Below are 14089 nucleotides of genomic sequence, written 5' to 3' on the forward strand. Positions count from 1 at the left end.
ATGAGAATAATACTAAAAAGTCGAATATGTGGCCAGTAATTCTTGGTGCAGGTGCAGTTGCCCTTCTTCTAAAAGCACTTTTTGAAGATGAAGAAGAATCAGGCAAAGAAATAAAGAAACGCATCTTTATCAGTTTTGCTATTGAAGATGAGCAATACAGAAATTATTTGGCATCGCAGGCTAAAAGTGAACGGTCACCTTTCGCATTTGTAGATATGTCCGTTAAACAACCTTGGGACGAAAAGGTGTGGAAACATAAGTGCCGTACTAAAATAAAATCCTGTGATGGTATGATTGTTCTTTTAAGCAAAAATACTTGGCATTCAAGCGGTGCTCGTTGGGAAATAAAATGTGCAAAGGAAGTAGGTTTACCTGTAATTGGTATGCACATCAAAAAAAACGATCAAGGTGCAATTCCACCAGAATTGAGAGGCAAAAAAGTAATAACATGGTCTTGGGATAATTTGGCCAAGGTCATTAAAAGGATATAATGAAGTTATTTATTTGTAATAGAACAATTGAAAATCAAGAAGTAGAATCCTTGATTAAAAGTTTACTCAAAACTTCTGAGAATGCTCTTGCCATTCAAAGAGAAACAGAACACTCCGAAAATTGGAAAGATATTGTTGAGCAAAAGATGCAAGAGTCAGATTTTATTGTTTTTGCGATAGGTAAAGAAACATTCCAAAGTGACCAGTTAAAATGGGAATATGCCAAAGCGAAGCAGTTAAATAAACAAATCATTGGAATTAAGTTAAAAAAGACAACAGAAGATTCAATCCTATTCTGTCAAGGATTTCAGGTTTTCGATAATGCAGAACAGAGCTATAGTTTTTTAACCAAAACATTTGAAGACGATCGCAAATTGAAATTTGAGCAATACAAAATGATGGTCAGTTCAACAGAAAAGGTTACTGAAAGCCGAATGAAAGTAAATAACCTTTTCTTCACTATTACTTCTTCAATATTATCAGTTGGGTTTGTGCTAGGTAAAACTTTCGGGTTTTCAATAGCTGCGACTATCGGAATGTTTGTCCTGACTTTGTTATCGTTTATTATTTCACTTTTCTGGGAACGATTGATTGATTCATATGGTAAGCTTAATACAGGGAAATTCAAGGTAATTGACAAAATTGAAAAGCAACTAAGAACAAATATGTTTGAGGACGAATGGAAAATCTTGACGGAAGAAATCAAATATGAACCGAATTCAAAAACAGAAACCAAAGTAATAACCTATTTCAGAACGTTTATTGTAATTATTGGCATTCTTGAACTCAGCTATTTAGGTTATTTACTTATTCAGTTAATTCCACATTGTCACCACTAAAAACAAATAATTATGGCAGATAAAAAAGTAGTATTTATTGCTTTTGCAATAGAAGACGAGAAACAAAGAGACCTTTTGAAAGGACAATCTTTAAACACTAAATCACCATTCGAATACATTGATATGTCGGTTAAAAAAGCATACGATTCAGAATGGAAAGAAAAAGTAAGAACAAGAATTAAACGTTCAGATGGAGTAATTGCATTGGTAAGCAAAAACTCATTGACTTCAAGCGGACAAAAATGGGAAATCCAATGTGCAAAAGAAGAAGGTAAAAAAGTTAGAGGAATTTGGGCTTACTCGAATGACCGAACTGACGTTGCAGGAGTGAATACTAAAGTATGGACTTGGGACAATATTAAGGACTTTATTGATTCACTTTAATAAAGCCAACCCTTAGCATCCATACAAATTGCCAAGTCGCTCAAAAAGCCAACCGCACGAGCCAAAACTTGTCAAAGAGTATGGCTGTCTCAATGCTGACTAAAAAGAAAGCACGGGCACACAACAAAGCGTATAAATCACTGTATAGCAAGTGTTTAATATGGATTTTAGAGCTATAAATAAAATTTACGGTAAACTGAAAATGAAGTGCTTCGAAATGCCCAACACTTCATACACAAACCGAAGTGCATAGTTTTGACCCGTCCTGAAATAAGGCTACATAATTTTAAACATTATGTATAAAAATGACAAAGTAATCAGACGGTATTCAGAACCTTTCAAACTGATCCTGAAGCTTCGGGATTAACCTGTAGCCATATTTCAGGACAAGACAGCTAAAAAACTAATTCTCGAAATAAAGTATGGAGAAAATTATAGAAACTGAAAGACTCTATTTGAGGGAATTAAATATTAATGACGCAGATTTTTTTTATCATCTAAATCTCGATAAAGACGTTTTGAAATATACAGGAGACAAACCTTTTGTTGATTTGAATAGTTCAAAATTATTTTTAGAAAATTATGACCATTATAAAAAGTTCGGATTAGGAAGATGGGCAGTAATTAATAAAGAAAATAATGAATTTTTGGGCTGGTGTGGACTTAAATTCTCTGAAGAACTAAATGAATATGATATCGGATTCCGATTTTTTAAAAAATATTGGAATAAAGGATATGCAACTGAATCTGCAAAATCCTGCATTGAGTATGGACTTGGCAAACTAAAATTACACGAAATTATAGGTCGAGCAATGAAAAAAAACAAAGCTTCTATCAAAGTACTTGAAAAAATTGGACTTGAATATAATCGAGACTTTGATTTTGAAGGAAATAAAGGAGTCATTTATAAAACAAAATAAAGCCGAAAGCACAACACGGTATATAAAAAATTGCTATTTTTAGCTTAACCAATGTAAGTTGCTTTGTTTGCTAGCTTCTGATTTTCCTTCGGAAAATCCTCGCACACAAACACGCAACTTTCCATAAACATAACCGTTGGCAACAATTAAAGAAAACCAATTATGAATAGAAAATTGAGATATGGAATAATATCATTTATCACAATTGGTGCATTTGTTATAAGTTGTAAAAAAGAAAACGACAATTCCGAATTATCTAAAAATGTTCCGACCGAAACGAAGGCAACAGAATTGAATCCAGATGAAGAAAAAATAAAAACAACTATCAACGAATTGTTATTCAATGCTGGAAATTATAACGTTTCGGCATTGGATTCGATGGTGTCTGATAAAGCAATGCTTGGAATAAGCAGTTTAAAAGATGGAACTTGGTCTAATTCAGAAATAGCAATTAATGATTTCTTTGAAAGTATTGAAAAGAGAGAACGTAGTCCTTACTGCGAAATACCTAATGCCTATGACATAATAATTACAGAAGGTCAGATAGCTCTTGCAAGAGCTGATTGCATTTTATATAGATGGGGAATTCCTCAATCAAGGGAAGTAAATCATTTTACATTCATTAAAGAAAATGGGAAATGGAAAATACTCAATATCTCTTGGACTAAAAAAGAACTTACAGAAGAACAAAAGAATTATAATTTAGAAATATTCGCTCGTGGTTATGCTCAAGCTTGGTGTAGTCAAAGACCAAATTTCGTGTCTTCCTTTTTTGCAGAAGATGGTGAATTAACAGTCAATAATGGAGAACCAGCGAAAGGCACATTGGGAATTACTAATGTAGCTAAAGGATTTATGGAAGCTTTTCCAGATATGATTGTTTCACTTGACAGTCTTAAAACCAAATCAGATAAAACTCAATTTTATTGGACGCTTACTGGTACAAATAACGGACTTAACGGAACTGGAAATAAAGTTAAAATTAGCGGATTTGAAGAATGGACTCTTAATAATAAGGGATTAATCCAAAAATCTACTGGTTCTTTTGATGAGAATGAATATAAGCGACAATTAGAAGTTGGAACGAACTAAAAATAACAGCAGCCAACGTGTATAACCAATTGCTCAGTTTGTGCGTACTCGGAAAATCCTATCGGATTTTCCTACTGGTTCGGTTTCTTTTACTAACTTAGTTCTCCTCTTTCTCTATATAAATATATTTATAACAAACTAAAGGAAAACGTTGCAAACAATTTAAACAAACTTTACGCAATGAAAAAAACATTACTTATTGGATTAATATTACTGTTTTCATATAATGTTTCTTCTCAAGATAAAATCGGAGTTTTTGCCGGAATTAACGGTTCCTCATTATCTAATGGATTTTTAAAATCAGGTTATTTAGGCAGTAATTCATTTAGTTTCCACATTGGAGGATTATATGAATTTCGATTCACAGAAAAAATTGCCTTCAGACCAAAACTTTTATTTTCTCAACAAGGAGACAGAGAAGATTTTGACGATAATATTAAATATGAAACTTCGTATCTAAATATTCCTCTTAACTTTAAATTTTTCAACAAACCATATTTGTTGTTTGGACCCCAAGTTGGTTTTCTAATTGATACTAAAAAGAAAGAAATTGATTTTGGCGACTTAAAATCTTTGGACTATGGACTGAATTTAGGGGTTGGAATTGATATAAAAAGAATTTTTATTGAACTTAACTTATACCAAGGTTTCAATGAATTAATTGCGGTTGAGTATAAACAAACCAATCCATTCAGAGATATTGATATAAATGCGACGAATACAGTTATTCAGTTGAGTATTGGATATAATTTAGAATTATAAAAATAATAACTACTTTATTAATAGTTATAAAGTAAAGATAAACGTTGGCAACAATTTGAGAAATGAGTGCAAAAATAACATTAGGAGAAAAAATTGGGACTAAAAAGATTGTTCATATCTCAAATGTAAAAAATGGTCTGAAATGCAAATGTTTGTGTACCGAATGTGGAGAGAAATTAATTGCCATAAATAATAAAAACAATAAAAGAGAAATACACTTTAGACATGAGGTCGATTCTGAATGTAAAGGAGGAATTGAAACTGCTCTTCACCTGCTAGCTAAACAAATTGTAACAGAAAACAATTCAATAAAATTGTTTGAAAACACTTTTTTTAACTATTCAAAATCTGAACTTGAAGTTTTACTATTTGATTACACTCCAGATGTTATAATTGAAAACCCTCAAACGAATGAAAAATGGTTGATTGAAATAGCTGTTACAAGTTTTATTGCAGAAGAAAAATTAAAAAAAATACAGAGAGATAAGCTTAATTGTTTAGAAATTGACCTAAAAAGAATAGATAGAAAAATAACTCCTTCAGAATTAAAACCAATATTATTAAATGATAATAGTATTCGGAAAATTATAAACAGACAAGCTGAAGAAACAATAGAAATAGTAAAGCTGGAAGAAGAAAGAATTTCTAAAGAAGAAACTAAATCAAAAAAGGATTACAGTTCCTATAATTGGTTATTGGTCATTACTCTACTATTGATTGGGTATTTTGGTTTTAAAGCTTTGAGAAAAAGAAAAAACCTGTAGCCATATTTCAGGACAAGACATTGAAAAATATTACGCAAATGAAACATATTTTTAAAATATTTTTTTTGTTTATTTATATTTCTTCCTTTTCACAAGAAAAAAATTCTTTTTTAGTTGGAAAGTGGAAAATGATAAGCATCGAAACTCATCTTTTGAGTTATAATACTATTACGGATTCCCTTTCTTATTCAGAAGATTTTAAAAAAATGATTCCTGAATTTCTTAAAAAGTACAAGGATAAGTATAAGGATATAGATGCTATAAATGAATACCATAAAAAACAAAATTCAAATAATTACTTTGTTTTTAATGAAGATGGTAGTTATTTAAGAATAACTAATAATAAAATTACTATCGATGGTAAATACAAAGTTAAACCTTCGAAACAGATAATTGAAATTAGTTTCAAAAGCAGCAGAAATAAAATTGAAAAAAGTTCAATGAAATATTCAGTCAAAGATGATAATCTATATTTAACATTGACTTTTGACGACAGAAAAGGAAAAAAAATTAGACCAACTAATTTTATCTTAAATAAACAACTCATAAAAGATTAAAAATCGTTGCACAACACAGTTTAAAAATAATTGCGGTTTAGTGCTTAACCAAAGGGAGTTGTGCGCAAGCTTGAAAATTGTGCTAACATCGAACATTTGATCTGAAATTGAAATGTCTCAAACAAATGAACTAAAACAAATTGCGAAATTATTCTTCAAGTTAGGAAGTATTGCTTTTGGAGGTCCAGCAGCTCATATTGCAATGATGGAAGATGAAGTAGTCAAAAAAAGAAAGTGGATGACACAAGAACACTTTCTCGACCTTGTTGGTGCTACCAATTTAATTCCGGGTCCGAATTCGACTGAAATGACAATGCATTGCGGACACGAACGTGCAGGTTGGAAAGGTCTTTTTGTTGCAGGATTTTGTTTTATTTTTCCTGCGGTCGGCATAACTTCTGTTTTTGCATGGCTTTATCAAGCATATGGTCAATTGCCAAAAGTTGAGCCATTCATTTATGGAATTAAACCAGCAGTTATTGCAATAATCGTATTAGCAGCTTTCCGACTTGGAAAAAAAGCGGTAAAAAATTATAAACTCGCAATTTTAGGTATCATAACTTTGGTGGCTTGCTTATTCGGAGTAAATGAAATAATTGCTCTTTTTGGTTGTGGTTTACTTGGTTTGGGTATTTATTTCTTCAAAAAAAATACTGGTAATTTAAAAAGTTTTATACCACTTATACTATTTCAAATAGCCGACCCTTCAAAAATCGGAGTATTTAAAATATTCTTGACTTTTCTAAAAGTTGGTGCAATTCTATATGGTAGCGGTTACGTTTTGTTTGCATTTCTCGACACAGAATTAGTTGCAAATGGATGGCTGAAAAGACAAGTATTAATTGACGCAATTGCTATTGGTCAAATAACGCCAGGTCCAGTTTTATCGACCGCGACTTTTATAGGTTGGCAAATGAACGGCATAACGGGAGCACTTGCTGCAACGCTAGGAATTTTCCTTCCTTCATTTCTTTTTGTTTTGATATTAAATCCATTGATACCAAAAATGCGGAAATCAAATATTATAGGTGCATTTTTGGATGCAGTAAATATTGCAGCTGTAGCATTGATAATTGCAGTTTGTATGGAAATGGCGCAAGACACATTAACGGATTGGCGAACAATCGTAATTGCTATTGCAAGTTTGGTGGTTGTCTTTGTTTTCAAAAAACTGAATAGTGCATTTATAGTTTTGGGTGGTGCAATAATTGGTTATTTGTTGACATTTATTTAAGAACATTGAGAGAACAAAGCCTGCGCACAACAAAGCCATGTATAATTAATTGCTTGGGTCTGTGTGTACATAGAAAATCCTCGCGGATTTTCTATTCGGTTTTTATTTATTAACTTCCGTGCTTAATCACACCACTAATCAAACACATAACAATTGTACCTCATGCAAAAAAACTCTAAACTTCAATTGAATTTTTAAAATTAAATTATGCCGAATTTGTCCTTTAAAGAATTACAAAAAGATATGCGCGTTGCCTACGTAGGAGGTGGAACAGGTGTGTTAGTTTCAAGTATTGTATGGTTTGTCTCTGGAGTCGTTGCAGTTTATTCAACAAAAGAAATGAGCCTTTTGACTTTTTTTCTAGGCGGTATGTTAATCTACCCTTTAGGGATACTTTCTACAAAGTTATTTAACAGAACCGGTAAACACCAAAAAAATAATCCACTCGCCTTTTTGGCTTTTGAAAGTACTGCTATTCTGTTTATTGGACTTTTTATGGCTTATTCGATTTTCCAAATAGAAAAACAATGGTTTTTTCCAATGATGCTTATGATAATTGGCGTAAGGTATTTGGTATTCCAATCGATTTACGGAATGAAAGTATATTGGATATTAGGCATTTTATTGACCGTATTTGGTATGCTATGTTTGATTTCAAATCAACCATTTCATATTGGCGGAATAATAGGTGGAATCGTTGAAATTATTTTTGGAGTTTTGATTATTAAATTGGAGAGAAAATCCAATTAAAGCGAACTGAGAAAACAGAAAAGAACGACTTCAAGAACAAATTAGGCATAGCTTACAGTTTGATTTTAAATGAGATGTAAGTAAGAATAAACGATAGATTCTCTATTACTCTGACTAAGTTATAGATCAAACATTAATTAACCATTTCTTTAACTTTCAAAAACTAATTACAACTATTATGACACTACAATTTTATAATTTAACTATAATATTAGTCTGCTTTTTTTTAAGTTCATGTGCTAATTTTGAAAAAGAATTTGGCACCATGATTATTCATGGAGGAACCATTTATACAGTCGACTCTACACAGCCAACAGTAGAGGCAGTTGTAATAAAAAACGATATAATTCTCTTTGCTGGAAGTTTTGAGGAAGCCAAAAACTATCAAAATGAACAAACGGAGTTTATAGATTTAGAAGGTAAGACTATGACTCCTGGTTTAATTGAAGGACATGGACATTTTATGGGTTTAGGTTATAATGAATTAGAGCTTGATCTTATGAATACAAGTAGCTATCAAGATATTGTAGACGCTGTTGCTGAGAAAGTTAAAGCGTCTAAACCAGGCGAATGGATTCTTGGTAGAGGTTGGCACCAAAGCAAATGGGATAGTATGCCTGCAAACGTTGTTAAAGGATTTCAGACGCATCATTTGCTTAGCGAAATATCACCAGATAATCCCGTTTATTTAAGTCATGCAAGCGGTCATGCTGGCTTCGCAAATGCTAAGGCTATGGAAATTGCAGGTTTTAATGGTCTTATCAGAGAAGGAATTAAGGCTTTTGAAATAGAAGGTGGAGAAGTTATTGTAGATCAATTTGGAAATCCAACTGGTATTTTCAATGAACGTGCCCAATCTATAATTTATAAGCATATTCCAGAAGATACACCAGAAACTAACATTCAAGCTTTTAATCTAGCAATTGAAGCATGTTATAAAAATGGTATAACAAGTTTTCATGACGCAGGTATTTCAAGTAAAACCATCGCATTATATGACGAGATGAAATTGGCTGGAAAAATGAATATTAGAATTTATGCTATGTTAAGAGGTGGTGAAGAATTGCTAAATGAATGGTATGAAAAAGGTCCTATGATAGATCCAGACCATCGTTTTACTATACGTTCCATAAAATTAAGTTGTGATGGTGCGTTAGGATCACGAGGCGCTTGGCTTTTAGAGCCTTACACAGATCGCCCAGGTCACTTTGGCCATGAAACGCTTCCCATGGATTTTGTACATAAAACAGCAATAAAAGGACTTAAAAACAATTTTCAAGTTTGTTCACATGCCATTGGAGATCGTGCGAATAGAGAAATTCTTGATCGTTATGAATCTGCCTTAAAGGAAATGTCTATGTTAGGAGCGGATCACAGATTCCGTATTGAACATGCTCAACATTTACATCCAGATGACATTCCTCGTTTTGCAGAATTAAATGTAATTCCTGCAATGCAGGCCATACACTTATCTTCAGATAGACCTTGGGCCATTGACCGTTTAGGTGAAAAACGGATCAAAGAAGGCGCCTACATGTGGCAAGATTTATTACAGAGTGGTGTTCCTATTGTTAATGGAACTGACGTGCCTGTAGAACCTCTTAATCCTATTGCTAGTTTCTATGCTAGTGTAAGCCGAAAAACACTCAAAGGAACTCCTGAAGACGGTTATGAGTCAGAACAAAAAATGACCCGAATACAAGCATTAAAATCGTATACTTTAGATGCTGCTTATGGCGCCTTCGAAGAAAACATTAAAGGTTCTATTAGTAGTGGCAAGCTTGCTGATTTTACAATTTACAATCAAGATTTGATGACAGTTGATGAAAATCAGATTTTAAATACAGAAATTGTCATGACTATTTTTAATGGTAAAGTAGTTTACAAGAAAACAGAATAATAACGAAAGCACAACACCATAAATAAAAAATTGCTATTTTTAGCTTAACCAATGTGTGTTGCTTTGTTTGCTTTCACCTGATTTTCCTTCGGAAAATACTTGCACACAAACACGCAAATTTCCATACACAAACACTTTGGCAAATATTTGAGAAATGAAATACCTAAAAATAATATTTGCTCTTTTTCTTTTAATATATCTGACCTCTTGCCAAAATAAAATAATTGGAACTTATTATAAATGCCATAAAGATGGTAGTTATTATGAATATAAAATAACTGACCAATACACAATTATGCTTTCAAATAAATCTGATATTGTTTGGATTCATAAAGTTAAACAAATCGACAACGGAATCATTGTTTCAGATTTTGATTCTTCTGCTAATCGGCTTATGATAAATAATGACACGTTGATTGTCTTATCAAAAACTAAAGATAAAATTATTTTAAAAAGCTCTTACACTTGGGATAAAATGGAGCTGAATAAAGCGGATTTTGACTTTGACGAAATTGATTCTACAAATTTGGATTCTTGGAAAAACAAAACTATATCGGAATTTAAAAAAAGAGCTGAATTAATAAATTGTCCTGACTTAAGAACTAAAAAAGAAAAAAACACTCCGACTATAGATTTAGACGATTTTGAGGAAGAAGAAATACCGATAACTGAAGTAAAATAAAAAACGATTTGCCAACAAAGACCTAAGCTATAAAACATAGCCATAACATGATTTTCAAAGAAGCCTGTATGTATTTAATTAGTAAAGAGCTTTTACAACTAAATTTCCCATACTTAAACGTTATGAAAAATGGCATAATAATTAAACTAAATTATTATATTTACATATCATTTTTTATTAACAATAGTGAACACAAAACTGAACACGTTTTGGAACACGATTTTGATTTTTGTATTTTTTAACTAATTGATTTTGAGACATTTGAAAAATGTAAAAAATTGATTACATAATTCATAACCCGGAGGTCGGGGGATCGTGCCCCCCTCTCGCTACTTGTAAACAAAGGGAAACCCAAGGATTTTAATTCTTGGGTTTTTTGTTTAGGTACAACATAGCTAAAACATTTTGAACTTTTTTACTTAGGCATACCAAACACACACAAATAGCACCAAATTCAATCAAACTCTTGTTATTTTCCTACATTATTTCCTTGGAAGAATGAAAATAAGCAGGAAAACCTCCCGTTTGCCAAAAAAGAACATTAGAATTTTTTCTTAATTCTTTATTTTTTAAATGGTCTAACATGTCATAAAATGTCATTTCTGTATATACGGGTACGCATGCTAATTATTGAATTTATGCAAAAAGTGAGCTTAACCCCTATTAAACCAATTATAAACAATAAAATTCTGAACCTATTCTAATAAAAAACCATTCAAGTAATTAAATGGTTTAATTTCCCTAGTTAACTCCAAAAACCGACCTCCGGGTTAGACACCCTCTGAAAATTATTGCTTACTTATAATTTCAGACGAAAATCTATCAGATGTAATTTCAATTTTTCCTGAAAATCGACTATAGACTTCCTTGAAAATATTTTCAAATATTCTTTTAAAACGTCTTCAGATTATTTCATAGCTTCTGAAAACAATTCCATCTTTTCCATAACAATCAGCAAATGCGATAAAGTCTCCTACTTACAATAAGCTGAATGTTGTTATTTTGTTGTCCAAAAAAGATATGGCAATTGTGCCTCAGGACGTGAACCTAAATTCTTTGTGAAATACAAAAGCATAGGAGGTGGAACACAAAGATAAATATGTTTTCCTATGAAGCGGACTTAATTCACGCTTTTTCTGGGAATAGAGTGTTCCTTTCCAACCCAGAAGTTTCGGTATGGCAAGGGTTAACGGAATGAAAAGTAAAAAGTGGGGATTGTGTCCAAGATCTTTTTTAATAAAGCTCTTTTCCCGGAATGTAGTTTTTACGAAATGTATGGAAATGTGCTGGAATGCGTGTTAAATAACAACATAAAAATGCCACTAATCAATCTAACAATTAGTGGATTCTATTATGAATTCACCGACTATTTGAGTTTTTCAATCCGTTCATTCTGTTTACTTATTCTTTGATTGACAGTCATATTAACTCATTCCAAATTTTTCGATTGATATGAAGTTTAGTAGTCGAAATATCCTCTGTCCAAGTCAAATATTTAATATTCTTAATATCTTAAGTCACTTACTATTTCTAGTAGAGAAAACTTGACTCAAATCAATAACCTTCCGGTTATGAGTTCATCTCTTAAATTAATTTAATCACAAATTTTAACTTTAAAGCCTTATAATTTATAAAGTTGTTTAAAAACATACGCGCTTTTTAGTATTCTCATAATTAATCTAAGTAAATAATATATTCATTTAATCAAATAACTTCATTTAAAACAACTAAATAAACAATCGTTATTAAAATTCTTTTATCTTTACAAGTGTAATTAAAACACTTACATATGAAAGCTAAAATTATACTCATCATTTCAGGACTTCTACTAATTTCATGTAGTTTAAAAAGAGAAGCATTAATATTTGAGAATCATAACAAAACAATTAAATTAGTTTTTGATTTAGATTCTAAAAACACTCCATTTTACAAGGTACTTTATGAAGGCAAAATAGTTCTGGACTCATCGAAATTAGGAATAATTAGGGAAGATGGTAATTTCTATAATAACCTAAAAATATTAAATGTATCAGGCCCAAAAAATATTTCTGATAATTACTCAATGCTTCAAGGGAAAAGAAAAGATATTTCCTATACCGCAAACCAATATACAGTGCATTTAGAAAATAATACAGGCAGTTTGATGGATATTATTTTTAATTTGTCGGATGATGGTATTGCTTTTAGATATCATTTTCCTGAGAGTTCAAATGAAACAAAAAAAATAGTTGAAGAAAAAACAACATATAACTTTGAAAAAGACACTAAAGCTTGGCTACAACCCATGTCTAAAGCAAAAACGGGATGGGAAAGCACCAATCCATCTTACGAAGAACATTACTTGATGGATGTTTTAATAAATACTCCGTCACCAATTAATGAAGGATGGGTATATCCTGCCCTTTTTAAGAAGAATGATACATGGCTTCTTGTTTCTGAAACTGGACTTAACGAAAATTATTGTGGGACACGTTTATTTTACAACGAAACTGAAAAAGCAATGCAGGTTTCATTCCCACAAAAAGAAGAAATTTTTCCCAATGGAGCTTTAAATCCTGAGTCAATATTACCTTGGTATACCCCTTGGAGAATTATTTCAATGGGTTCTTTGAATACAATTACGGAAAGCACTTTAGGCACAGACGTAGCAGACAAGGCAATTGAAATAAACACTAAATTTATAAAAAGTGGATTAAGTTCTTGGAGCTGGGTTTTACTAAAAGATGACTTTACTACATACGAAACTTCCAAAATATTTATTGATTATGCTTCTGAAATGAACTGGTCGTATTGCCTAATAGATGCAGATTGGGATACTAAAATTGGTGATGAAAAAATAAAAGATTTAGCAACTTATGCAGCCACAAAAAATGTAAAAGTGCTAGTTTGGTACAATTCATCAGGCTCTTGGAACTCCACTCCATATCATCCGAAAAGCAAATTACTGACGCACAATGACCGGATAAAAGAATTTACAAAATTAAACGATATGGGCGTAGCAGGTATAAAAGTAGACTTTTTTGGGGGTGATGGACAATCTATGATTGCTTATTACCACGCCATTTTAAAAGATGCTGCAACGCACAAATTAATGGTTAATTTTCATGGAGCAACCTTGCCAAGAGGTTGGCAAAGAACCTACCCACATTTAATGACTACTGAAGCTATTAAGGGAGAAGAATTTATAACATTTACTCAAGAAACAGCCGATTTACAACCTAGCCATTGTGCAATGCTGCCTTTTACGCGAAATGTTTTTGACCCAATGGATTTTACTCCTATGGTTTTAGACTCAATTCCTAATATTACGAGAAAAACTACACCAGGGTTTGAATTAGCATTACCTGTTCTGTTTTTATCAGGAATTCAACATATTGCAGAGATCCCAGAAGGAATGGCCAAACAACCACAATATGTAATAGATTATTTAAAAGACATTCCGACTAATTGGGATACGTCAAAATTTATTTCAGGATTTCCAGGTGAAGATATAATTATGGCAAGAAAAAAAGATGACACTTGGTTTATTGTTGGTATCAATGGAGAAAACGAACCTAAGGAATTTGAAATTGATCTTTCGTTTATTTCTAAAGATGGTTTTATTATTTCAGAGAATGAAAAAGATTTTGTTAAAAATATTATGAAACCAAATTCAAAAGTTAATGTGAAAATGAAACCATACGGAGGGTTTGTTATGAAATTCTAATTAACATA

General features: G+C 31.8%; 13 protein-coding genes. All 13 read left to right on the forward strand.

The window, feature by feature from the left end:
* The first annotated feature begins 26 nt into the window (after positions 1-26).
* The 13 genes from ACFQ0I_RS13040 to ACFQ0I_RS13100 all read left to right on the forward strand — a co-directional run bounded on the left by ACFQ0I_RS13040 (position 27) and on the right by ACFQ0I_RS13100 (position 14081).
* Positions 27-491, forward strand: coding sequence for a TIR domain-containing protein (locus ACFQ0I_RS13040; RefSeq protein ID WP_379942933.1), 465 nt, complete (start codon positions 27-29; stop codon positions 489-491).
* A complete protein-coding gene (locus ACFQ0I_RS13045) occupies positions 491-1330 on the forward strand; it encodes a RipA family octameric membrane protein (RefSeq protein WP_379942935.1) in 840 nt (279 codons plus the stop codon). Before ACFQ0I_RS13040 ends, ACFQ0I_RS13045 begins: the two co-directional genes overlap by 1 nt.
* Before the next feature lie 12 nt (positions 1331-1342).
* Positions 1343-1714, forward strand: coding sequence for a TIR domain-containing protein (locus tag ACFQ0I_RS13050; RefSeq protein WP_379942937.1), 372 nt, complete (start codon positions 1343-1345; stop codon positions 1712-1714).
* 422 nt (positions 1715-2136) lie between these two features.
* Positions 2137-2634, forward strand: coding sequence for a GNAT family N-acetyltransferase (locus ACFQ0I_RS13055; RefSeq protein ID WP_379942939.1), 498 nt, complete (start codon positions 2137-2139; stop codon positions 2632-2634).
* Positions 2635-2796: 162 nt separating this feature from the next.
* Positions 2797-3726: an ester cyclase gene (locus tag ACFQ0I_RS13060; protein ID WP_379942941.1), complete on the forward strand. Its 930-nt coding sequence runs from the start codon at positions 2797-2799 to the stop codon at positions 3724-3726.
* Positions 3727-3906: 180 nt separating this feature from the next.
* A complete protein-coding gene (locus ACFQ0I_RS13065) occupies positions 3907-4488 on the forward strand; it encodes a porin family protein (protein WP_379942943.1) in 582 nt (193 codons plus the stop codon).
* A 62-nt stretch (positions 4489-4550) separates the two neighbouring features.
* A complete protein-coding gene (locus tag ACFQ0I_RS13070; RefSeq protein WP_379942945.1) occupies positions 4551-5252 on the forward strand; it encodes a hypothetical protein in 702 nt (233 codons plus the stop codon).
* Positions 5253-5290: 38 nt separating this feature from the next.
* Positions 5291-5809, forward strand: a complete 519-nt coding sequence (locus ACFQ0I_RS13075; protein WP_379942947.1) for a hypothetical protein — start codon at positions 5291-5293, stop codon at positions 5807-5809.
* 112 nt (positions 5810-5921) lie between these two features.
* Complete coding sequence (gene chrA, locus ACFQ0I_RS13080; protein ID WP_379942949.1) at positions 5922-7043, forward strand: chromate efflux transporter; 1122 nt, start codon at positions 5922-5924, stop codon at positions 7041-7043.
* Positions 7044-7250: 207 nt separating this feature from the next.
* Positions 7251-7793 (forward strand): DUF7010 family protein, encoded by a 543-nt coding sequence (locus ACFQ0I_RS13085; RefSeq protein WP_379942950.1) that lies wholly within the window; start codon positions 7251-7253, stop codon positions 7791-7793.
* Between the two features lie 178 nt (positions 7794-7971).
* Positions 7972-9693 (forward strand): amidohydrolase, encoded by a 1722-nt coding sequence (locus tag ACFQ0I_RS13090; protein WP_379942952.1) that lies wholly within the window; start codon positions 7972-7974, stop codon positions 9691-9693.
* Between the two features lie 154 nt (positions 9694-9847).
* Entirely contained in the window at positions 9848-10375 is a 528-nt protein-coding gene (locus ACFQ0I_RS13095; RefSeq protein WP_379942954.1) for a hypothetical protein, read from the forward strand.
* A gap of 1789 nt (positions 10376-12164) precedes the next feature.
* Entirely contained in the window at positions 12165-14081 is a 1917-nt protein-coding gene (locus ACFQ0I_RS13100; protein WP_379942956.1) for a glycoside hydrolase family 97 protein, read from the forward strand.
* Positions 14082-14089: the final 8 nt, after the last annotated feature.

The sequence above is a fragment of the Mariniflexile aquimaris genome (genome assembly GCF_042676825.1).
GTDB classification, from domain to species: Bacteria; Bacteroidota; Bacteroidia; order Flavobacteriales; family Flavobacteriaceae; genus Mariniflexile; species Mariniflexile aquimaris.

What these genes read in the sequence shown, in the direction of transcription:
- ACFQ0I_RS13045 (WP_379942935.1), top strand. Translation starts at nt 491, where the DNA reads ATGAAGTTATTTATTTGTAATAGAACAATTGAAAATCAAGAAGTAGAA.
- ACFQ0I_RS13070 (WP_379942945.1), top strand. Translation starts at nt 4,551, where the DNA reads ATGAGTGCAAAAATAACATTAGGAGAAAAAATTGGGACTAAAAAGATT.
- ACFQ0I_RS13065 (WP_379942943.1), top strand. Translation starts at nt 3,907, where the DNA reads ATGAAAAAAACATTACTTATTGGATTAATATTACTGTTTTCATATAAT.
- ACFQ0I_RS13100 (WP_379942956.1), top strand. Translation starts at nt 12,165, where the DNA reads ATGAAAGCTAAAATTATACTCATCATTTCAGGACTTCTACTAATTTCA.
- ACFQ0I_RS13095 (WP_379942954.1), top strand. Translation starts at nt 9,848, where the DNA reads ATGAAATACCTAAAAATAATATTTGCTCTTTTTCTTTTAATATATCTG.
- ACFQ0I_RS13085 (WP_379942950.1), top strand. Translation starts at nt 7,251, where the DNA reads ATGCCGAATTTGTCCTTTAAAGAATTACAAAAAGATATGCGCGTTGCC.
- ACFQ0I_RS13075 (WP_379942947.1), top strand. Translation starts at nt 5,291, where the DNA reads ATGAAACATATTTTTAAAATATTTTTTTTGTTTATTTATATTTCTTCC.
- ACFQ0I_RS13040 (WP_379942933.1), top strand. Translation starts at nt 27, where the DNA reads ATGTGGCCAGTAATTCTTGGTGCAGGTGCAGTTGCCCTTCTTCTAAAA.
- chrA (WP_379942949.1), top strand. Translation starts at nt 5,922, where the DNA reads ATGTCTCAAACAAATGAACTAAAACAAATTGCGAAATTATTCTTCAAG.
- ACFQ0I_RS13050 (WP_379942937.1), top strand. Translation starts at nt 1,343, where the DNA reads ATGGCAGATAAAAAAGTAGTATTTATTGCTTTTGCAATAGAAGACGAG.
- ACFQ0I_RS13060 (WP_379942941.1), top strand. Translation starts at nt 2,797, where the DNA reads ATGAATAGAAAATTGAGATATGGAATAATATCATTTATCACAATTGGT.
- ACFQ0I_RS13055 (WP_379942939.1), top strand. Translation starts at nt 2,137, where the DNA reads ATGGAGAAAATTATAGAAACTGAAAGACTCTATTTGAGGGAATTAAAT.
- ACFQ0I_RS13090 (WP_379942952.1), top strand. Translation starts at nt 7,972, where the DNA reads ATGACACTACAATTTTATAATTTAACTATAATATTAGTCTGCTTTTTT.